This is a genomic window from Halalkalibacillus halophilus DSM 18494 (genome assembly GCF_000423105.1).
Taxonomy (GTDB): Bacteria; Bacillota; Bacilli; order Bacillales; family Alkalibacillaceae; genus Halalkalibacillus; species Halalkalibacillus halophilus.
Genome location: NZ_AUHI01000004.1, coordinates 211,947 through 232,606, shown reverse-complemented (window position 1 = coordinate 232,606; position 20,660 = coordinate 211,947). Strand labels below are relative to the sequence as shown.

Sequence of the window (20,660 nt, the reverse complement as noted above, 5' to 3'; positions counted from 1 at the left end):
GTCCCAGCCTCTTTCTATATTGAAATGATTATAATTACAACTCATCTCTCCACTTAACTAACGTTTTTACTTGTTCACTGGATAAATGATTAGATCCCTGCATTTCTTTTAAAATATCATCAAAGCTAAGAAGTGTATGTAACGGAATTTGTGCTTCTTTGAAATTATATTTACTTTTTCGTAAACCGTAAGTGAAAATAGCCAGTATTCCTACTGCCTCTCCACCTTCATCTTCAACAGCATGCGCTGCTTGCAAAGAACTACCACCTGTAGAGATCAAATCCTCGATGACGAGTACCTTCTGACCTTCTTTTAGCAAGCCTTCTATCAAATTCTTTTTCCCGTGTGATTTCGGCTTGGAACGAACATAAATCATTGGAACGTCTAACGCTTCTGCAAGCCAAGCTGCATGTGGGATTCCTGCAGTTGCACATCCAGCGATGACATCTACTTCTATTTCTTCTTCCTTTATTTTTTGGATAAACATTTTCAAGACTATTTTTCTGACTTCCGGATATGAAATAATTAGTCGGTTATCACAGTAAACAGGTGATTGTATCCCGGAGGCCCATGTGAATGGAAAATCGTCCTTAATTTGTAATGCTTCCATCTTAAGTAACAAGTTAGCGAGTGTTGATTCTGTCATCTATTCCCACTCCTTTAGAATTTGTTGATAAGCTTCAGCTGGATTACTAGCTTTAGTTACAGCTCTTCCTACGACTATATAATCAGTACCTTTTGTCTTCGCTAAGGAGGGGGTGGCAATTCTTTCTTGATCATCAGAAGCATCGTTTTGCAACCTGATTCCAGGAGTGATCGTTTCAAAAAATATTCCATTTATTTCTTTCACTAACGGAACTTCTTGAACGGCACAGACAACCCCATCGGCTCCTGCAGCTGCACTTGATTTTGCATAATGAGCTACCACTTGTTCCATCTCCCTTTCAATCAATAACTCATTTCTCAGCATAGAATTACTTGTAGAAGTTAATTGTGTGACCGTATACAGTTTGGTTGTATTAGCTCCCCCCTGTAATAACCCTTCTTTAGCACCTGCGATCATGTGCTTACCACCTGCAGCATGCACATTAATTATATCTACATGAAAAGATGCGAGTTGTTTCATGGCTTGTTGAACAGTAGTAGGGATATCGTGCAACTTCAAATCTAAAAAGATCGGATGGTTATTTTCTTTTAAGTAATTAATCACTTGAGTTCCACCAGCATAAAAGAGCTCCATTCCAACTTTTACTGGTATACCATGCATTTTGTAACTTTCAATAAAGGCTTTTGTTTTCTCAAAACTTGGAAAATCTAGTGCGACATAGGCTAATTTAGACATCGTGAGTTTCGAACCTCCTTTATGGATTGGAATCCGTATTTCATTAAGGTTTGAGGCAGCTCATCAATGATTTCTTTACAGATCATTGGATTTTGAAAGTTTGCCGTTCCTACTGCTACTGCATCTGCGCCAGCTAAAAGCATTTCAAGTACATCCTCACTACTTGCTACCCCTCCCATTCCTATAATAGGTAGGTTAACCCGGTTTCTAACTTCATTTATCATGCGGATTGCAATTGGTTTAATTGCGGGTCCTGATAGTCCGCCCGTACGATTAGAAATAATCGGCTGTTTTGTATGCAAATCTATACGCATACCAGTTAATGTATTAATCATAGATATACCATCAGCCCCTGCTTGTTCGACCGCTTCTGCAATTTCACCGATATCAGAAACATTTGGCGATAATTTAACAAATATAGGTTTATTCGTAGCTTGTTTAACTAAGCTTGTTAAATCAGCTGCTTGACGAGGGTCCGTACCAAATTGAACGCCACCCTCTTTTACATTTGGACATGAAATATTTAGTTCCAACGCATCCACCCGGTCTACTTCATTCAAAAGCTTTGCTACGTGAACATATTCTTCTGGTAGGCTTCCTGCAACATTCGCGATTACTGGACTATCTATTCCTTGTAAAAACGGAAGTTCTTTTTCAATGATTCCTTCTACTCCTGGGTTTTGTAAGCCAATCGCATTGAGCATACCGCCAGAAGTCTCTGCTACACGCGGGGTAGGATTTCCAAATCTTTGTTCTCCTGTAGCCGCTTTGATTACGATCGCACCAAGTTCATTTAAATTATAAAACTGACTGAATTCTTTTCCGAATCCAAAGCAACCGGAGGCAGGCATAATTGGATTTTTTAACAATAATCCATTTAAATCAACATTCAGATTCATAAAATAACCTCCCTTGCTTTAAGAACCGGACCATCTTGGCAAATCTTCACGTACCCTTGTTGGTTTGTGGATTCACATACACAAGCGAAACAAGCCCCAATACCACAACCCATTCTTTCTTCAAAAGATAAATAGCCTGAAACCCCATCTAATTTGTTTTGAATAGCTTTCAACATAGGAGTTGGTCCACAAGCATAATAAGGATGATTCGTTAGTTGTTGCGATTCAAGAATGTCTGTGACAAAACCTTTTTCCCCATATGACCCATCGTTTGTTGCAATATACACTTCTGAAAATTTACTAAATGCTTCTTCATAAAAAACGGATGATTGATCTTGAAAACCCAGTATAGCTGTAACTTTATTATTTTTTGCGAGTTGTTTAGTTAAGTAATATAACGGTGGAACCCCAACTCCACCGCCTATGACAATCAAATGTTCTTGCGAGTATTGATTGACATTGAATCCATTACCTTGGGGGCCTAATACGTTAATCAGATCTTCTGGCTTTCTAGACCTTAGCCACGCTGTACCTTCTCCCAATTGCTTATAGACAATTGTAACTACATTTCTAATCAGATCAACATCTGCAATAGATATTGGTCTTCTCAACATATGTTCATAACCTTCCCCAATCCTTAAGTGTAAGAATTGCCCTGGCATGGTATATTGAGCAACGGCTGGACCATATAGTTTCATTTCGTACGTGTTAAATGCAATCTCGTCATTACTCATTACTCTTAAATCTGAAATCATTATATCGTAACACCTACATTCGATTTAGGCATCGCGTTAGCCGTAAACGTCATAGATTCAATTACACGTAACATTGCAGTCGCTGTATCTAATGAGGTTAAACAAGCTATTCCATGTTCCACAGCTTCTCTTCTAATTCTAAATCCATCTGTATGCGTTTGTTTACCTCTTGATAAAGTGTTTATAACGAACTGGACACTACCTGACTCGATTAGTTGTAATAGATCATCTTCTTCGTCCCCAATTTTGTTAGCTTGTGCTACAGGTAATCCAATAGATTCGATAACTTCTTTTGAACCTCGCGTGGCATAAAGTTGAAAGCCTAAAGCATGGAAACGGCTCGCAATTTCTTTCATTTCTTCTTTATCCGGGTCAGCTACAGTTAACAATACAGCACCTTCCGTAGGTACTTTTAATCCAGATGCTGTTATTCCTTTATATAATGCTTTTTCTAGTTGGTGATCTCTACCTATTACTTCTCCTGTGGATTTCATTTCGGGTCCTAAGGTAATGTCTACACTTCTTAGTTTCTCAAAAGAAAATACTGGTACTTTAACGGAAATGACTTCTGCTTCTGGTAACAAACCATTTGTATAACCCAAATCGTTTAATTTTTCCCCAAGCATGACTCTTGTTGCGATATTAGCCATGGTAACTCCTGTTACTTTACTTAAAAATGGTACCGTTCTACTTGCACGTGGGTTTACTTCTAATACGAAGAGCTGGTCGTCATGATATACGTATTGGATATTAATTAACCCACGTATATTCAATTCTTTTGCCAAGTCTTGCGTTAGATCAATACAAGATTGTTTAATCTTCTCACTAATTCTTTGTGGAGGATAAACAGCGATAGAATCACCTGAGTGTACACCTGCACGTTCTATATGTTCCATCATTCCTGGAATTACTACCGTTTCCCCATCACAGATCGCATCAACCTCAAGTTCTATTCCAGTTAAATAACGATCAATTAACACAGGGCGCTTCGGATTAACTTTTACTGCTTCTTTCATATATCGATGAAGATCTGATTCTTCATAGACAATCTCCATTGCTCTACCACCAAGAACATAGGATGGTCTAACGAGGACTGGATACCCTACGATTGCGGCTTTTTCTAGCGCATCTTGTTCACTTGTAGCGATTTCAGCTTTTGGTCTCGCAATATTCAACTTTTCTAAAATAGCTTCAAACTTGTCCCGGTCCTCAGCACAATCAATCGCCTGTTTTGAAGTTCCCAAAATCGGTACTCCTCTTTCATCTAACCCTTCTGCTAAGGATATTGCAGTCTGCCCTCCAAACTGTACAATGACACCATCAGGTTGTTCTAAGTCAATGACATGCATCACATCTTCGATTGTGAGAGGCTCAAAATATAATTTGTCAGAAACCTGAAAGTCAGTGGAAACAGTTTCAGGGTTGTTATTGATGATAATCGCTTCATATCCTTGTTCTTTTAATGCTAAAACCGAGTGAACAGTAGCATAGTCAAATTCTATCCCTTGTCCGATCCGAATAGGACCAGACCCTAAAACAACCACTTTTTTGCGAGAGGAAGGAACGGATTCATTTTCAAATTCATAGCTGCTATAATAGTAAGGTGTTGCAGACTCAAATTCTGCTGCACATGTGTCTACCATTTTATATACTGGCTTTATCATGTGGTCATTCCGGAAACTTTCTACATTTTTCACCTCTACGTTCCATAACCTTGCGAGCGTAACATCTGATATTCCCATTCGTTTTGCTTCCATTAATATTTCATGATTCCAAGGTGATGACTGAATTTCATTTTCAAATTTAATGAGGTCATTTAACTTGTTTAGGAACCATCGATCAATTTTTGTTAAGTGAAATAATTCTTCTACACTCATTCCTCTTCGCAATCCTTCTGAAAGATAAAACAAACGTTCGTCCGTAGCATTTTTGATTTGGAACTGTACTTCTTCCTCATCAACTTGTGAAAGTTTGCTCATATATAATTCAGTAGTATCTATTTCTAAAGACCGAATCGCTTTTAAGAGAGATTCTTCGAAATTTCTACCAATTGCCATTACCTCTCCAGTAGCTTTCATTTGAGTACCTAATGTTCGATTACCAGCATGGAATTTATCAAATGGCCATCTAGGAATTTTTGATATGACATAATCCAATGCAGGTTCAAAGTGTGCATATGTCGTACCTGTGACAGGATTTCTTATTTCATCAAGCGTTAATCCAACAGCTATTTTTGCTGCCATCTTCGCAATTGGATACCCAGTCGCTTTCGATGCTAATGCAGATGATCTACTCACCCGTGGGTTAACTTCGATTATATAATATTGAAAGCTATCTGGATCTAATGCTAGTTGAACATTACAACCACCTTCAATTCCTAGTGCACGGATTATTTTTAATGACACGTCGCGTAGCATTTGATATTCTCGATCACTAAGTGTTTGTGACGGGGCAACAACGATGGAATCACCAGTATGTATCCCTACTGGATCAAAATTCTCCATATTACATACGACAATCGCTTGATCTTTTCGATCTCGCATGACTTCATATTCAATCTCCTTGAACCCTGCAATATTCTTCTCGACCAAACACTGACTTGCTGGAGAAATTGCAATACCGTTGTGAACAATTTCTTTCAGTTTCTCTGGTGTATTACACATGCCTCCTCCAGTACCACCTAATGTGTAGGCAGGACGAACGATGACTGGGTAACCAATGCGATCAGCAAATAATAAAGCATCTTCCACCGTACTTACTATTTCACTATCAGGCACAGGTTCGTTTATTTCATGCATTAAGGATCGAAATAATTCTCTATCTTCTGCTTTTTCTATAGCAGGCAATTCTGTACCTAAAAGTTCCACATTATATGCATCTAAGATCCCTCTTTTATCCAGTTCAATTGCTAGATTCAAGCCTGTTTGTCCACCGAGCGTTGGAAGTAGTGCATCTGGTTGTTCTTTTCTAATTATTTTTGCTAGAAATTCTGGAGTAAGTGGCTCCATATAAACGACATCTGCAACAGTATCATCCGTCATGATTGTTGCTGGGTTACTATTAGCTAGTATTACTTCATACCCTTCATCTTTTAAAGCTTGGCAAGCTTGTGTTCCTGCATAGTCAAATTCAGCTGCTTGTCCAATAATAATTGGTCCAGAACCGATCACTAAGATCCGATGTATGTCTGTTCGTTTCGGCATGCTTTTATTCCTCCTTGTTGGTTTTCATTCAGTTCTCCTAAAAACTCTTCAAAAAGTCGATTCGCATCTGTTGGACCAGGAGAACTTTCTGGATGAAATTGAACAGAATATATTTTATGTTGTACATGTTTCAACCCTTCAATAGATTGGTCATTAAGCGCTACATGTGTAATTGTTAACGGGATATTCTTAATAGATTCTAAAGAAACTGTATATCCATGATTTTGGGAGGTCATATAGACTTCATCCGTTAATAAGTCCCTGACTGGGTGATTGACACCTCTATGTCCGAATTTAAGTGGCTCCGTATTAGCTCCACACGCAAGCGCAATTAATTGATGTCCTAAACAGATTCCAAAGATTGGTAGTCTGCCAATTAAGTCTTTTACTAATTGAACTCCTTCTGGCACATCTTTTGGATTACCAGGTCCATTTGATAACAACACTCCATCTGGTCGATGCTGCAACACTTCCTCTGCAGTAGTGTTATGTGGAACTACCGTGACATGACAGCCTCTCTCTGTCAGTTCTCTTAAGATGCCATGTTTCATTCCATAATCTACAAGCACAATTCTCTCTTTTCGACCAGGAACAACATACGGTTTGATTGTTGAGACGGAGGATACTTGATTTGTTGGCAATTCAATTTCATTTAAATGTTTTATTTCTAAATCATGATCAACTTCTGTATCTATCATTTTTCCTTTTAACGTACCTGAAATCCGAATTTTCTTAACTAATTGTCTCGTATCAATGCCTTCCAAACCTGGAATCCCTTCTTGTCTCAAGAAATCTGATAAACTGTGCTCGTTTCGGAAATTGGAGGGATATTTCACACATTCTTTCACGATGAGAGCTTGTAATTTTGGGTTCACCGTCTCAAAATCATCGTGGTTTATTCCATAGTTTCCAATTAAAGGATAGGTCATTACAATGATTTGACCTTTATAAGAAGGGTCAGATAATGTTTCTTGGTAGCCAGTCATCCCTGTTTGGAAGACTACCTCCCCGTGTACATCAGCGACTGATGCACCAAATGCCTTCCCCTTGAAAATTGTTCCGTCTTCTAAGATTAAATACCGATTAGACATATAAATCCTCCTTTTTATAAACGAGAGTGCCATTTACAAATGTTGCAGTGGGAATTCCACTCACTTGTTTTCCGTGAAATGGTGTATTGGTCCCTTTTGAGTAGAAGGAATTAACATTAATCGACTCAGTCCGTTCTGTGTCAATTAATACTAAATCTGCTGGCTTTCCGATTTCGATTGTACCCGCATCAATATTAAAGATTTCAGCTGGCTTACTTGTTAGCCAATGTGTTAAGTCCTCAATCGACCACTTATTAGTTTTTACAAAATGTGTATATAGTAAAGAGAAGGCTGTTTCTAAACCAACGATTCCAAACGGGGATTGTTCGAAACCTGATTGCTTTTCTTCTAATGTATGAGGAGCGTGATCAGTAGCTATACAATCGATCGTTCCATCCATTAACCCTTCGATTAATGCTAGACGATCTTCATGACTTCTTAATGGAGGGTTCATTTTATAATTAGCATCATTCGCGGGAATGTCTTCATCAATTAATAGTAGGTGGTGTGGAGTTACTTCTGCAGTAACTCGAATACCAGCTTTCTTTGCATCTCTAATAACGCGAACAGATTCTTTCGTACTGACGTGACAAACATGATAATGGCAATTTGCCGCTTCAGCTAATAGAACATCACGAGCTATTTGTACCGACTCACAAATAGACGGTATTCCTGGTAAATTCAATTGATTGCTTTTTTCTCCTGGATGCATGACTCCTTGATAGATTAATGAGTTATCTTCGCAATGCGCTACAATTGGCAGGTCAATAGCTGAAGCTTTCAACATTGCTTCGTACATAACACTCGCCTGCTGAACTCCTACACCATCATCTGTAAACGCAATCGCTCCATTTTGCTTTAGTTCTTGAAAAGGTACTAAATTTTCTCCAAGCTGACGTTCTGTAATTGATGCATATGGTAAAACATGAACAACAGCATCTTGGTTAATTTTGTTCATTAACTGCTGAAAATTCTCTTTAGAATCAGGAACTGGTCGAGTATTAGGCATGTTGCAAATAGTAGTGAATCCACCTCTTGCAGCTGCACGTGTTCCAGAATAAATTGTTTCTTTTGCTTCCCCACCTGGCTCTCTTAAGTGAACATGCAAATCAACAAATCCCGGTAATAAATATTGTCCTTTTCCTTCGATCACTTCATCTGCTGTAGTTTCGATCTTCGGTTCCATTTTTGTCACATGATTTCTTTCGATTAACACATCGAATACTTCTGACTCTCCAAGCATACGAACTTGTTTAATTAATGTTCTCATTGCGTAACTCCTCCTTATGTAGACAATAGTTAATAATTGCTTTTCGCATTTTTACACCATTTTTCATTTGTTTAAATATTCTAGAGCGTTTTATTTCCACTAAATCAGAATCTATTTCTATTCCCCGATTAATAGGGGCTGGGTGCATTATAATACTCGTATCCTTCATCATTTTTTCTCTAGTTTTTGTTAAACCAAATTGTTCTAGATAACTATCGATATTTGTTTCCTTTTGCTGTACATGTCTTTCATGTTGAACTCTTAGTAACATAAGTACATCCGCATTCTCACAAGCTTCATCCATCGTGATATAAGGAAATGATAAGGTTTGATCTTGCCAATTCATTGGACTAACAAAACTAACCTCCGCACCTAGCCTTTCTAAAGTTTTTGCATTCGACTTAGCTACTCTGGAGTGTTTTATGTCACCTGCAATCGCTACTTTTAATCCTTCAAAGTTATCGAACTCTTGCTTGATCGTTAATAAATCTAATAAACATTGTGACGGGTGTTCACCAGATCCATCCCCAGCATTGATAACTGGAATCGATATTTGTTCTAATTCTTTATAATAATTTTCCTTTGGATGTCGAATAACGATAAAGTCCGCTCCAATGGATTCTATTGTTTTCACTGTGTCATATAAACTTTCACCTTTAGAAACACTAGACATATTCTCTTGAAAATCCAGTTGATGAACGCCTAACTGATGACAAGCCATATCAAAACTTAGTTTCGTTCGAGTTGAGGGTTCATAGAATAACAAGGCAGCTGTTAGTTGATTTTGTGTTTCTATCTGTTCAGATTGTTCAGCATGTGAGAGTAACCAATTAATATCTTCTAATCGTAAATCATCCATTGATAGCAAATTCATTCTCATTCACTCCCTAATTTTAAAACGTTTTATTCAAACATTTTACCGTTTCCATGTGCTTCTTCTTGGCCCGGCAAAATGATATTTAATAGGGTTCCTATGATTGCCGCTAGTGCCATACCAGCGATTTGAACTTCATCAGAAATTTCTATAAACGCTCCTCCTACACCTATTACCAAGATTACGGAAGCGATGATCAGGTTTCGTTTCTTACCTAAATCTACTTGGTTATCAATCAACATTCTCAAACCACTCGAGGCAATAATTCCAAATAGGAGAACGGACACGCCACCCATAACTGGAGTTGGAATAGATTCAATGACATGGGCGATGATATCTATAAATCCAAAGAAAATTGCTAATACTGCTGCTCCACCTATTACAAATACGCTGAAGACTCTAGTAATTGCCAAGACACCAATGTTTTCTCCATACGTGGTATTAGGTGGGCCACCTAAAGAGGAGGCAATTATTGTTGCAAAACCATCTCCGAATAAGGAACGGTTCAACCCTGGGTCTTTAATAAAGTTTCGTCCAGTTACTTTAGAAAGTACCATCTGATCTCCAATGTGCTCTGTGATTGTCACCAGTGCAACTGGAACCATGATCGCTATAATTGTGAAGCTTAAAACATCCAATGGTTGATAGTGAACAAATGGAATTAAGAAGTCTGGTTGCACGAAAATCGCTTGAAGCAATTCACTTACTGATCCACTAGAAGTAATTTCACTCCAATTTCCCTTAATAGCTGAAGTATCAACAATTCCTGAAAACAGTGCGGTCAAATAACCTCCAACAATTCCTAATAAAATCGGTATTACATTCCAAAACCCTTTAAAGAAAATCGATGCGATAATAGTGATTGCTAATGTTACAGCCGCAATACTTATGTATGTACCGTTATATGCCCCTTCGGAATCATTCATGGCCATATCAATTGCAGTTGGAGCTAGACCTAACCCAATAACCATAATTACTGGTCCAACCACGACTGGTGGAAGTAAACGTAATAACCAATTCACACCACTGACTTGAATGATTAATGCAACAAGTCCATAGACAATCCCAGCAAAAAAGGCACCTACCATTGCGCCTGCCAACCCATCCGCTACACTTGCTGCAATGATCGGTGCAATAAATGCAAAGCTTGAACCAAGATAAGCTGGAATTCTTCCTCTTGTAATAACAATATAGGCAAGTGTTCCTAATCCACTCGTTACTAAAGCAACATTCGGAGGCATCTCTGTTAAAAATGGAACCAATATTGTAGCACCAAACATAGCAAACAGATGCTGTAAACTTAACAGAAGCCATTTATTCCATTTTGGGACCTCTTGTATATCTAAAACTTTTTCTTCTTGTGTCATCTAACTCATCCTTCCATCAATAAAAACTTATTTTTTGAAGTATAACTAATTCATGCATAAAAAAACTCTTTGCGAAAGCTCGCAAAGAGTTACACGTACTTCACGACAATGAGGTACGTATCTTTACGACCTTTCTAGCCTCTCGGGACTATTTTTAAAGGTCTGTATTATTCAAATATACTTACTTGCTCTTTTTGGTCAATTTCTTCTAGTTGAACTTTAATGTTTTCATCCAAGCTTGTTGGGATGTTCTTCCCTACGTAATCCGCTCTGATCGGTAATTCCCTGTGACCACGATCGATCAATACGGCTAACTGAATATAATTGGGTCTACCTAGATCAACAAGAGCATCCATTGCTGCACGAACGGTTCTTCCTGTGAATAAAACATCATCTACCAATATCACTTTTTTACCTAATAAATCCGCTTGTATAGAAGGGTTTTTGACTGTTGGTTCAACGGAGGCATCTCTATTAGTTAGATCATCACGATACAAAGAAATATCTAACGCTTCTGTCAAAACTTTAGTTCCTTCTATTTTTTCGATCGCATGTTGAATTCGTTTTGCTAACGGAAGTCCTCTAGTCTTAATTCCAATCAAGATCAAATCCTCAGTTCCTTTATTTCTTTCGATTATTTCATGTGCAATTCGTTTAATTGCTCGCGAAATAGCTGCTTCATCTAAAAGTTTTGTTTTTTCTTGCATTTGATCGCCTCCAGTAACGCATTTAAGTCCATATAAAAAGCCTCTTTTGCTACACAAGGTAACAAAAGAGGCTAGATTACAAACTAATCTACTCTTATATTCGTCCGTTACCTTGTTAGCCTCTCTGGACTAATCTTAAAGGTCTATTTTGTTATTACTTTCATTTTACCGCTTCTGTAAGTAAAGTCAACCCATTTTTTTAATGGTTTCTAACGTTTGATAAAATATTTCCGGTGGCTCTGCCTCAAACGTCATATATTCTTTAGTTACTGGGTGCTTTAATGAAAGTCGTCGTGCATGAAGTGCTTGTCCATTTGAATCAAGCGTCTTTCTTCTCCCGTATTTCGGATCACCTACTAAGGGGTGATTAATATATTTAAAATGTACTCTAATTTGATGGGTTCTTCCTGTTTCCAGTTCACACATGACATGTGTATAATCCTGAATAGCATCAATTACCGTGAAATGCGTAACTGCCTCTTTACCGTCATCAACTATAGCCATCTTTTGTCGATCATTGGGATCTCTTCCGATTGGTGCATCAATTGTACCTTTTTCGTGAGAAATCACTCCATGAACGATCGCCTCGTAAATTCTACTTACATCTTTATTTACCATCATATTCGTTAACTCTTCATGTGCTTTATCATGTTTTGCAACTACCAATAGCCCACTAGTATCTTTATCAATTCGATGGACAATACCTGGTCGATTTATACCGTTAATACCAGATAGATCGTCACAATGATAAAGTAAGGCATGAACCAAGGTTCCAGTTTCATTTCCTACTGCAGGGTGTACAACCATTCCTTTGGCTTTATTTACGACCACAATGTGTTCATCTTCATATTTAATATCTAATGGAATGTTTTCTGGTTCCAAATTCATTGGCTCTGGCTCAGGAACTTGCCAGGTTACTTCATCATTTAATTGTAATTTATAATTAGATTTTACTTTTAATTGATTTACTAGCACATAACCGTCTTTTATCCAACCTTGAATTTGGCTTCTAGACGTATCTGGGATTGTCTCCGTTAACACTTTATCTATTCTTTGAAATTTATTTGTGTGATCTACATTAATCTTTTGTTGTTCCGTCATTTTCACTCTTACCTTTCGTGATCCATTCTTCAAAAAGAATTATTATAATAACAATAATTACGCCTACCGTTAAAGCCATATCTGCAATATTAAAAATCGGGAAATTATAATTGATGATTTGGAAATCAAAAAAATCTACGACTTCTTGAATTCTAACTCTATCAATAAAGTTACCTATTGCACCACCTAGTATAAAAGCAAGACCTAATTTTAATAAATGAAAACCTTCTTTATATGACTGCATCAAATAAACAATGACTCCAACTACAATTACCGTTACCACATAGAATAAAAGCATTTGGTCTTCTAGCATTCCCCAAGCTGCTCCGCTATTTCTATGAGAAGTTAGGTGGAAAAAGTTAGGGACAATCTCAATGCGTTCTCGTAACTCCATCCACTCGACAACCATCCATTTTGTAAGTTGGTCAAGTAGTATAATGATGAATGCTATAATATAATATTTCAACTTCGATCCTCCGTCCTAATCGCTACTATTGCATTTTACCACAACTCAGCTATAATCATCCAGCTCGAATAGATTGGTTGATTACACACAAAAAAGCTGGGACAAAAGTGTCTGTAGTCATGAATATTCCGAACAATGAAATGTGGTGCGACTAACTCGCTCCTGAAATAGACTGCGCTTTCCGCGGGGAGCTGGTGAGCCTCCTCATGCTGCGCATTCCGGGGTCTCACCTGAGCTCTATTTCCCGCAGGAGTCTCCGTCTATTTCATCCGCTTTTCTTCTGCTTAGTTCGGATTTTCATGCTAGCACTTTGATTTGTCCCAGCCATTTATTCCATTTAACTTATTTTAATACCTCAGCACAACGTGTACATAGATCTGGATACGTTTGATCTTCCCCTACAGTATGTGAAGATACCCAACAACGTTGACAACGTTCTCCGTCGTGTTCCACTACAGCGACTGATACGGCATCAAATGACTTTGCCGCTTCAAAGCTTTGCGTTAACTCAACTTCAGAAACAATAAAGTATTGTTCAAGATGATTGATGGACTCCAAAACTTCTAGTGTCTGTTCATCTTTAGGAACGATAACGATCTTAGCTTCTAAAGATTTCCCAATTACTTTATCTGCTCGAGCTTCTTCTAATGCTTTTAACACATCTTCTCGAACTGTTAATAAGCGTTCCCATTTTTGTTTTAATTCTGTTTTACCAGCAACGTCTTTTGCTTCTGGCATATCAGTTAATTGAACATTATCTGCTTCTGTACCTGGGATGAACTTCCAAAGTTCATCTGCAGTATGTGACAGAATAGGAGATAGTAATTTCGTTAAGCTTACTAATGTTTCATAGTAAACGGTTTGAATGCTTCTTCTTCTTGGAGAGTCAGCTTCTTCGATATATAAAATATCTTTTGCAAAATCTAAATAGAAAGAGCTTAAATCCGTTGTACAGAAGTTATTTATAGTTTGATAAATCACCGAATAATCATAGGAATCATACGCATTTCGCACTTTATTAATTGTTTCTTGTAAGCGAATATACATATAGCGATCTACTTCTTCAAGATTTTCTACAGCAACAGAATCTGTACTCGGATCGAAATCATGCAAGTTCCCTAAAATGAACCGCATCGTATTTCGTATTTTACGATAAACTTCTGCTACTTGTTTCATAATCTCATCAGATACACGAACGTCTGCTGCATAATCTGCACTTGAAACCCATAAACGCAATATATCAGCGCCTAATTGTTTCATAACCTTAGAAGGAAGCATAACATTTCCTAATGATTTACTCATTTTTCTTCCATCCCCATCTAAAGTGAATCCATGACTTAAGATTCCTTTATAAGGGGCTTTCCCCGTCACTGCTACTGATGTAGTTAGAGAGGAGTTAAACCAACCACGATACTGATCTGACCCTTCGAGATACAAGTCAGCTGGACGCTGATGATCTTCACGCTCTTCTAATACACTTTGGTGAGTTGATCCTGAATCAAACCAAACATCCATGATATCCGTTTCTTTAGTGAACTCTCCATTAGGACTCCCAGGATGAGTGAAACCTTCTGGTAATAATTCTTTAGCTTCTTTCTCAAACCAAATATTAGAACCTTTTTCCCTAAATAATTGTGACACGTGACTGATTGTCTCATCTGTGATGATAGGTTCATTATTTTCCGCGTAAAATACCGGAATTGGTACTCCCCACACACGCTGACGTGAAATACACCAATCTTCTCTGTCTTTCACCATGTTGTGCATACGTGTTTGACCCCACTCCGGGTGCCAGTTAACATCTTTAACAGCCTGAAGTAAATCTTCACGAAAGTCTTTTACCGATGCAAACCACTGTGAAGTCGCTCGGAAAATAGTCGGCTTCTTCGTACGCCAGTCATGAGGATAGGAGTGTGTCATAAACTCAAGTTTCAATAGCGCATTATTTTCATTTAATTGATCTGTAATTTCTTTATTAGCCTTATCATAAAATTGACCTTCAAACCCTGGAGCCTCTGATGTAAATACACCTTTTTCATCTACTGGGCATAAAACGTCTAAATCATATTGGCGACCAATCCAGAAATCGTCTTCCCCGTGACCTGGAGCGGTGTGAACACAACCAGTACCAGCATCCGTAGTCACATGATCTCCTAAAATCACTAAGGAATCACGGTCGTAAATAGGGTGTTTTGTTACAACCCTCTCTAATTCTTCGCCTTTAAATGTGTTTACAACGGTCGGTTCCGTCCATTCAGCCTTCTCAGAAACTTCGTCTAATAACTCTTCAGCAATTACATAGCGGTTTCCTTTTTCCTCAACTAGTACATAACTTAAGTCTCTGTGAAGTGCTATAGCTAGATTCGCTGGAATCGTCCAAGGTGTAGTCGTCCATATAACAAATTTATCACCTGAGTCCAATACACCTTTTCCATCTGTAACATCAAATGACACATAAATGGATGGCGACCTTTTATCTTGATATTCAATTTCCGCTTCTGCCAATGCTGACTCCGAAGATGGTGACCAGTAAACTGGCTTCTTGCCTTTATAAATATATCCACGTTTAGCCATTTCACCAAATACATTGATTTGCTGTGCTTCAAACGCTGGGTCAAGAGTGATGTATGGATTATCCCATTCCCCTCGAACACCTAATTGTTTAAATTGCACACGTTGATTGTCTACTTGTTGTAAAGCATATTCTTTACATAACTCACGAAACTCAGCAGCACTCATTTTTTTACGGTCAATTTTCTTCTTCTTTGTTAAAGCTACTTCAATTGGTAACCCGTGTGTATCCCACCCAGGAACATACGGCGCATGGTAACCTGTCATCGATTTATAACGAACAATAAAGTCCTTTAATACTTTATTTAATGCATGACCCATGTGGAGATCTCCATTGGCATATGGAGGGCCGTCATGCAATATAAATAGAGGTCGGTCCTTCGTTCGCTCTTGAACCCTTTGGTAAATATTCATTTCTTCCCATTCATTTTGCATTTCAGGTTCACGATTTGGTAAATTTCCACGCATCGGAAATTCAGTTTGAGGCATTAAAAGTGTATCCTTATAACTCATTTTTTGTTCCTCCTATTTTTACATTTAACTTTCGACTTTATGTCACTACTATAAAATATATTTATTCCAATTAAAAAAAGCCTTCTCTAATCCCCTGGTAAAGGGACGAGAAGACTCGCGGTACCACCCTAATTGAGTGCAAAAAGAACACTCCACTTTAACATCCTTAACGCGAATGAACGTCCTTATCTACTATTAGTTCGAAAGGAAACTCCAGGATGATCTTCTTTTAAAGAATGTTATTAGGCTCACACCATCCCTAACTCGCTTCTAACATGGTCTTTAAAATACTATTCCCATCAAAGTCGTTCTTATTTTAATCATTGAAATTATAATGAATAATTGTTATGAAGTCAAGAATTACAATTAATAATTATTGTTTGATCCACTATAGGAGTGGTCAATATGGTTTTGTTCCTCTTCTGTATCGATCTCAAATAAATCTTGCCAGTCATCATTATCAATTATATCAAGTTGGGCTTCTACTAACATTTTTAAACGCGTACGGAATACTTTCGCTTGTTTTTTAAGCTCTTCAATTTCTATGGATACGCTTCGAGACTTAGCTAATGCATCATTTACGATCCGGTCTGCATTCTTTTCTGCCTCTTTTACAATAAGCTTAGCTTCTTTATTCGCATTATTTTTCACTTCATCAGCAGTTTCTTGAGCTACAAGAATCGAGCGGTTAAGTGTTTCTTCTATATTACTGAAATGACTTAACTTATCCTCTGATTGGTTCATTTTTTCTTCTAGTGACTTCTTTTCTCTTACTACTTTCTCAAAGTCTTTAATAATTTGGTCTAAAAATTCATTAACCTCATCTTCATCATAGCCTCTGAAACCTCTTGAAAATTCTTTATTATGAATGTCTAATGGAGTTAAACCCATTCTATGACCCCCTTATATTCTTTTTACTGTCAGTTTACGTACATATTCGACAAAAGCACTTGAGTTCCTTCTTAAAGTGTCAAATTTATTTCAATTTGGCAGTTTTAATTTTAAGTTTTTGTTTTTTCGTTTCACCTAATATTTCAATAACTTTTCCTCGACCAAAACTTCTTACCGAAATAAGATCCCCAGCTTTCAGATTAAAAGAAGCCTCTTTTACCATCCGGTGGTTTACTTTTACGATTTCCTTCTCAATTAATGTTTGGGATTTTTGCCTAGATAAGTTATAGATTTGTTTCATCAAAACATCTAGCCTAGTTGAAGAAACGGTACCTTCTTTCTCTACCCACTTTGAATCTGTTTGTAACAATCGCGACCTTGGAGTTTCGATTAATTTTACAGATGTATTTTTTATTTTTGTAAGCTGAAGTTGGATATACATAGCTAAATGTTGGTCACAAATAATTTGAAAAGTACCATCTTTCACAATTAAATCCCCAACTTTCTTTCGCTGTATGCCAAGGGACATTAAAGTTCCTAACAGGTCCCCATGAGAGAGATTAACAAATTTAGTAGGATAGGTCCCTTCTAAGATGATAATGTTGAAATCCGATTCTTCACAGCTTTGATAATATGGTACTAATCTTGCCCTTTTTCTTTCCGCTTCTTCATATGCACCATCGAAAACAAGACTCATATTTTCATCATTACCAACGAGAGTTGTAAGAATGTGTTGTTCCCTCGGATCTAAAAAATCACTTAAAATGTTTTGATGCTGAATATCTACTTCGTCTTTCCAGCTAATCACCTGATCAATAAATGGTTGTTCATCTACTCTAAAGTGTTGATATACTTCCATAATCGACCTCTTCTTTCTCAATTATGAGTAACTAATTAATGCTTAAATAAGCATATTTCTTAGTACAATTAGTCCAGACTGTGCAAGGTGTAGAGAAATAATTGCTACTATTGGTGAAATATCAATCATCCCTAATGGTGGAATGATTTTTCTGAACGGTTCCAAATATGGTTCACATAATTTAGTTAATATCTGCCCAATCTGTGAATCACGAGCTCCGGGAAACCAAGACATAAGAATATAACCAATCAACATGAATGAATAAATATTTAATGCTAGAAATAAAAGTGAAAATATTTGTGAGATCATATTAAATTACCTGCCTTTATTAAATTGTTGCTCAGTTTCATCAAACAATTCAGAAATGCTTCCTGAAATATTAACATGTTCTGGCGTTGCTAAAAACGTTTGCTGACCAAGCTTCTGTATATTTCCGTTTAATGCATAGACTGTACCACTTAAAAAGTCTATAATTCGTTTACTTGTATAATGATCCAACTGTTGTAAATTGATGACCACGGACTTTTTCTTCTTAATATGATCTGCTATGTCTTGTGCCTCTTCATACTCTTTCGGTTCGCATAAAACCATCTTCGTGTCATTTTGTATACTTGTTAGACTAACGACATTATCTTTCTCCTTGTATTTCGCAGAAACCATATCATTAGTAGTGACCTCTATACCTTCTTGATCTTCCGTTTTCGGCTCATCCATTTCAAAAAAAGATTTAAATCGGTCCTTAAAGCTCATCCTATTCACCTCTAGTCATTTTCATTTCCTACCAAGCTTGTACCAACTCTAATATGAGTTGCCCCTTCTTCGATAGCTATATCATAGTCGTTACTCATCCCCATAGATAAAAAATGACAAGGAGCATGTGGTAGATTGAGTTGTTTAATTTCATCTCTTAAGGAATGTAACTTTTGAAAGCACTCTCTAATTACATCGCGATCATCTGTAAATGGAGCCATTGTCATAAGACCGTCTACTCTGATTTTTTCATAAGGTTCAAGATCCTTTATAAATCCGATGACTTCATTTATAGATAAGCCATGTTTTGATGACTCTTCACTTGTATTCACCTGTATAAGACAAGGTTGGATCTCTTCTGTACGTTTATTAATTTCTTTTGCTAACGACAATCGATCGAGAGAATGGATTAAATCTATGTTTTCTATGATCTCTTTTACTTTTCTTGACTGCAGTGTTCCAATAAAATGCCAGTTAACATTTTTATTGATTGCTTCTCTTTTATTTAAAAAGCCTTCTAATCGATTTTCACCAATATCTTCAATTCCAGCTTCTATTGCTTCTACAGCTCGAGCAACAGAAACATATTTGGTTACAGCAATAACTTTGATTTCGTTTGGACTTCGATTCGCTTTTGCACAGGCTTCATTTATTTTAGATTGCAATACTTTTAAATTAGCTTCCACTTCCACCGATATCCACCTACATTTATGATTGATAGTTAATTGTACACTTTAATTACTTGTATTTTTCATTTATTATTCCCCACTAAGGGTTAAATAGGCTAGCATTCGACCTGTCTTCCCTTGATCCCTTCGGTGAGAGAAAAATAAGTTTTCTTCCTCATAAGTACAATAAGGATTTGTGTAAATATAATCTTCACTAATTCCCGCTTCAATCAAATAAGCTTGATTTAGTGCTTTCAAATCCAGTAAATACTTATTGTTCGTCAAACTGGTAATCACCTTTTGATGAAATCTTGTGGGAATTTGATCTTTAACAACGTCATCAACTTCATAATTACTTTTTGAAATACAAGGACCAATTGCCACTTGGATTTCCTCTATAGGAATATTTTCGTTAGTTAATGCTGAAACCATCTCTTTTGCAATTCCATTAACCGTTCCTTTCCAACCAGCATGAGCGAGCCCAATCCATTTACTATTTGGAGCTATAAAGTAAAGGGGCACACAATCTGCATAGTAGGTAATTAACACATCCTCAGGGTTATTCGTTATTAATCCATCGGCATTCACTTGAGGTGATTGATGGTCGAGATCACTTTCATCTAGTTCAGGAACTTTTAAAACTGTTGTACTATGTACTTGATTCATACATCTCCACGATGAAAGGGGCTTTCCAATAATATTCGCAAATCGTTCTCTATTTTCTAGCACATCTTCTGTCCGATCATTAACATGGATACCTACATTCATTTCTTCAAAAGGTGGCTTACTCACGCCGCCACTTCTTATAGAAAAACCTGCTCGAAGTGAAAACTGATCCCAATGTGTCATGTGTAAATGTGTATCTGTTAGCTTCCAATTATTGTTCACACGCTTCACTCCTTATCGTTACTCATATTTTATCATAATTTAAACTATTTTTCTTTGCTATAAATAGAAAGAAAGTATATTGATTTGTAATTTTTAAAGTTTTACTAAAATAAAGCTTGTTTTGTGTAACTAACTCTAACCTTTACTTCAAAGAAACTAAAATAACATCTGAGCCTATTTTTTTAATTTGTGACCAATATATAATCCTCTCCTCATCTTCACCAAATAAACCAAACCATTTAGATTTAATGGATATAACCAAAGCAATAATCAGTCCTTCTGCGACATCTATCTCTAAATCACTTATAAAACCTATTTTTTCACCATTTTCAACCTCGATAAGATCTTTTGTTTGAAGTTCAGATAGAAGCATATTATCACCTCTTTATCTTCATTATATGAAAATCACCCCTCTGAATGAACAGAGAGGTGATAAAATTAAAAC

Annotated in this window: 20 protein-coding genes and 1 other annotated feature; all 20 genes read right to left on the bottom strand. The window is 37.0% G+C overall.

Annotated features, from left to right (window positions below; all coding sequences use genetic code 11):
• Positions 1-34 precede the first annotated feature (34 nt).
• On the bottom strand, positions 35-646 hold the full coding sequence (pyrE, locus tag G532_RS0101180; protein WP_027963132.1) for an orotate phosphoribosyltransferase: 612 nt from the start codon (positions 644-646) through the stop codon (positions 35-37).
• The gene (pyrF, locus tag G532_RS0101175; protein WP_027963131.1) at positions 647-1,342 is read right to left on the bottom strand and encodes an orotidine-5'-phosphate decarboxylase; all 696 of its coding nucleotides are present in this window, start codon (positions 1,340-1,342) and stop codon (positions 647-649) included.
• Positions 1,330-2,241: a dihydroorotate dehydrogenase gene (locus G532_RS0101170; protein WP_027963130.1), complete on the bottom strand. Its 912-nt coding sequence runs from the start codon at positions 2,239-2,241 to the stop codon at positions 1,330-1,332. Before G532_RS0101170 ends, pyrF begins: the two co-directional genes overlap by 13 nt.
• On the bottom strand, positions 2,238-2,996 hold the full coding sequence (locus G532_RS0101165) for a dihydroorotate dehydrogenase electron transfer subunit (protein ID WP_027963129.1): 759 nt from the start codon (positions 2,994-2,996) through the stop codon (positions 2,238-2,240). Before G532_RS0101165 ends, G532_RS0101170 begins: the two co-directional genes overlap by 4 nt.
• A complete protein-coding gene (gene carB, locus G532_RS0101160) occupies positions 2,996-6,199 on the bottom strand; it encodes a carbamoyl-phosphate synthase large subunit (RefSeq protein ID WP_027963128.1) in 3,204 nt (1,067 codons plus the stop codon). The genes G532_RS0101165 and carB overlap by 1 nt, the downstream gene beginning before the upstream one ends.
• Positions 6,166-7,290 (bottom strand): carbamoyl phosphate synthase small subunit, encoded by a 1,125-nt coding sequence (locus G532_RS0101155; RefSeq protein ID WP_027963127.1) that lies wholly within the window; start codon positions 7,288-7,290, stop codon positions 6,166-6,168. Before G532_RS0101155 ends, carB begins: the two co-directional genes overlap by 34 nt.
• Positions 7,283-8,560 carry a dihydroorotase gene (locus tag G532_RS0101150; RefSeq protein WP_027963126.1) on the bottom strand — a complete coding sequence of 426 codons (1,278 nt, stop codon included), beginning with the start codon at positions 8,558-8,560 and terminating at the stop codon, positions 7,283-7,285. Before G532_RS0101150 ends, G532_RS0101155 begins: the two co-directional genes overlap by 8 nt.
• On the bottom strand, positions 8,544-9,434 hold the full coding sequence (locus tag G532_RS0101145) for an aspartate carbamoyltransferase catalytic subunit (protein ID WP_425402112.1): 891 nt from the start codon (positions 9,432-9,434) through the stop codon (positions 8,544-8,546). The genes G532_RS0101150 and G532_RS0101145 overlap by 17 nt, the downstream gene beginning before the upstream one ends.
• 29 nt (positions 9,435-9,463) lie before the next feature.
• The gene (locus G532_RS0101140; protein ID WP_027963124.1) at positions 9,464-10,801 is read right to left on the bottom strand and encodes a uracil-xanthine permease family protein; all 1,338 of its coding nucleotides are present in this window, start codon (positions 10,799-10,801) and stop codon (positions 9,464-9,466) included.
• Positions 10,802-10,968: 167 nt separating this feature from the next.
• On the bottom strand, positions 10,969-11,508 hold the full coding sequence (gene pyrR, locus G532_RS0101135; RefSeq protein WP_027963123.1) for a bifunctional pyr operon transcriptional regulator/uracil phosphoribosyltransferase PyrR: 540 nt from the start codon (positions 11,506-11,508) through the stop codon (positions 10,969-10,971).
• A 186-nt stretch (positions 11,509-11,694) separates the two neighbouring features.
• Positions 11,695-12,609, bottom strand: a complete 915-nt coding sequence (locus G532_RS0101130; protein ID WP_027963122.1) for an RluA family pseudouridine synthase — start codon at positions 12,607-12,609, stop codon at positions 11,695-11,697.
• Positions 12,587-13,075 (bottom strand): signal peptidase II, encoded by a 489-nt coding sequence (gene lspA / locus G532_RS0101125; protein WP_027963121.1) that lies wholly within the window; start codon positions 13,073-13,075, stop codon positions 12,587-12,589. The genes G532_RS0101130 and lspA overlap by 23 nt, the downstream gene beginning before the upstream one ends.
• 342 nt (positions 13,076-13,417) lie before the next feature.
• A complete protein-coding gene (ileS, locus tag G532_RS0101120) occupies positions 13,418-16,159 on the bottom strand; it encodes an isoleucine--tRNA ligase (protein WP_027963120.1) in 2,742 nt (913 codons plus the stop codon).
• Between the two features lie 98 nt (positions 16,160-16,257).
• Positions 16,258-16,471, bottom strand: a binding site (T-box leader).
• Positions 16,472-16,525: 54 nt separating this feature from the next.
• The gene (locus tag G532_RS0101115) at positions 16,526-17,050 is read right to left on the bottom strand and encodes a DivIVA domain-containing protein (protein ID WP_027963119.1); all 525 of its coding nucleotides are present in this window, start codon (positions 17,048-17,050) and stop codon (positions 16,526-16,528) included.
• Positions 17,051-17,135: 85 nt separating this feature from the next.
• The gene (locus G532_RS0101110) at positions 17,136-17,909 is read right to left on the bottom strand and encodes a YlmH family RNA-binding protein (protein WP_027963118.1); all 774 of its coding nucleotides are present in this window, start codon (positions 17,907-17,909) and stop codon (positions 17,136-17,138) included.
• 42 nt (positions 17,910-17,951) lie between these two features.
• Positions 17,952-18,218, bottom strand: a complete 267-nt coding sequence (locus tag G532_RS0101105; RefSeq protein ID WP_035512345.1) for a YggT family protein — start codon at positions 18,216-18,218, stop codon at positions 17,952-17,954.
• A gap of 6 nt (positions 18,219-18,224) precedes the next feature.
• Positions 18,225-18,659, bottom strand: a complete 435-nt coding sequence (locus G532_RS0101100; protein WP_027963116.1) for a cell division protein SepF — start codon at positions 18,657-18,659, stop codon at positions 18,225-18,227.
• An 11-nt stretch (positions 18,660-18,670) separates the two neighbouring features.
• Positions 18,671-19,357 carry a YggS family pyridoxal phosphate-dependent enzyme gene (locus G532_RS0101095; protein ID WP_035512344.1) on the bottom strand — a complete coding sequence of 229 codons (687 nt, stop codon included), beginning with the start codon at positions 19,355-19,357 and terminating at the stop codon, positions 18,671-18,673.
• 60 nt (positions 19,358-19,417) lie between these two features.
• Positions 19,418-20,215: a peptidoglycan editing factor PgeF gene (pgeF, locus tag G532_RS0101090; RefSeq protein WP_051189006.1), complete on the bottom strand. Its 798-nt coding sequence runs from the start codon at positions 20,213-20,215 to the stop codon at positions 19,418-19,420.
• A 142-nt stretch (positions 20,216-20,357) separates the two neighbouring features.
• Positions 20,358-20,588: a YlmC/YmxH family sporulation protein gene (locus G532_RS0101085; RefSeq protein ID WP_027963113.1), complete on the bottom strand. Its 231-nt coding sequence runs from the start codon at positions 20,586-20,588 to the stop codon at positions 20,358-20,360.
• Positions 20,589-20,660 lie beyond the last annotated feature (72 nt).

Excerpts from the sequence above, each read along its gene's own strand:
- pyrE (WP_027963132.1), bottom strand. The coding sequence starts at position 646 with ATGACAGAATCAACACTCGCTAACTTGTTACTTAAGATGGAAGCATTA.
- pyrF (WP_027963131.1), bottom strand. The coding sequence starts at position 1,342 with ATGTCTAAATTAGCCTATGTCGCACTAGATTTTCCAAGTTTTGAGAAA.
- G532_RS0101170 (WP_027963130.1), bottom strand. The coding sequence starts at position 2,241 with ATGAATCTGAATGTTGATTTAAATGGATTATTGTTAAAAAATCCAATT.
- G532_RS0101165 (WP_027963129.1), bottom strand. The coding sequence starts at position 2,996 with ATGATTTCAGATTTAAGAGTAATGAGTAATGACGAGATTGCATTTAAC.
- carB (WP_027963128.1), bottom strand. The coding sequence starts at position 6,199 with ATGCCGAAACGAACAGACATACATCGGATCTTAGTGATCGGTTCTGGA.
- G532_RS0101155 (WP_027963127.1), bottom strand. The coding sequence starts at position 7,290 with ATGTCTAATCGGTATTTAATCTTAGAAGACGGAACAATTTTCAAGGGG.
- G532_RS0101150 (WP_027963126.1), bottom strand. The coding sequence starts at position 8,560 with ATGAGAACATTAATTAAACAAGTTCGTATGCTTGGAGAGTCAGAAGTA.
- G532_RS0101145 (WP_425402112.1), bottom strand. The coding sequence starts at position 9,434 with ATGAATTTGCTATCAATGGATGATTTACGATTAGAAGATATTAATTGG.
- G532_RS0101140 (WP_027963124.1), bottom strand. The coding sequence starts at position 10,801 with ATGACACAAGAAGAAAAAGTTTTAGATATACAAGAGGTCCCAAAATGG.
- pyrR (WP_027963123.1), bottom strand. The coding sequence starts at position 11,508 with ATGCAAGAAAAAACAAAACTTTTAGATGAAGCAGCTATTTCGCGAGCA.
- G532_RS0101130 (WP_027963122.1), bottom strand. The coding sequence starts at position 12,609 with ATGACGGAACAACAAAAGATTAATGTAGATCACACAAATAAATTTCAA.
- ileS (WP_027963120.1), bottom strand. The coding sequence starts at position 16,159 with ATGAGTTATAAGGATACACTTTTAATGCCTCAAACTGAATTTCCGATG.
- G532_RS0101115 (WP_027963119.1), bottom strand. The coding sequence starts at position 17,050 with ATGGGTTTAACTCCATTAGACATTCATAATAAAGAATTTTCAAGAGGT.
- G532_RS0101110 (WP_027963118.1), bottom strand. The coding sequence starts at position 17,909 with ATGGAAGTATATCAACACTTTAGAGTAGATGAACAACCATTTATTGAT.
- G532_RS0101105 (WP_035512345.1), bottom strand. The coding sequence starts at position 18,218 with ATGATCTCACAAATATTTTCACTTTTATTTCTAGCATTAAATATTTAT.
- G532_RS0101100 (WP_027963116.1), bottom strand. The coding sequence starts at position 18,659 with ATGAGCTTTAAGGACCGATTTAAATCTTTTTTTGAAATGGATGAGCCG.
- G532_RS0101085 (WP_027963113.1), bottom strand. The coding sequence starts at position 20,588 with ATGCTTCTATCTGAACTTCAAACAAAAGATCTTATCGAGGTTGAAAAT.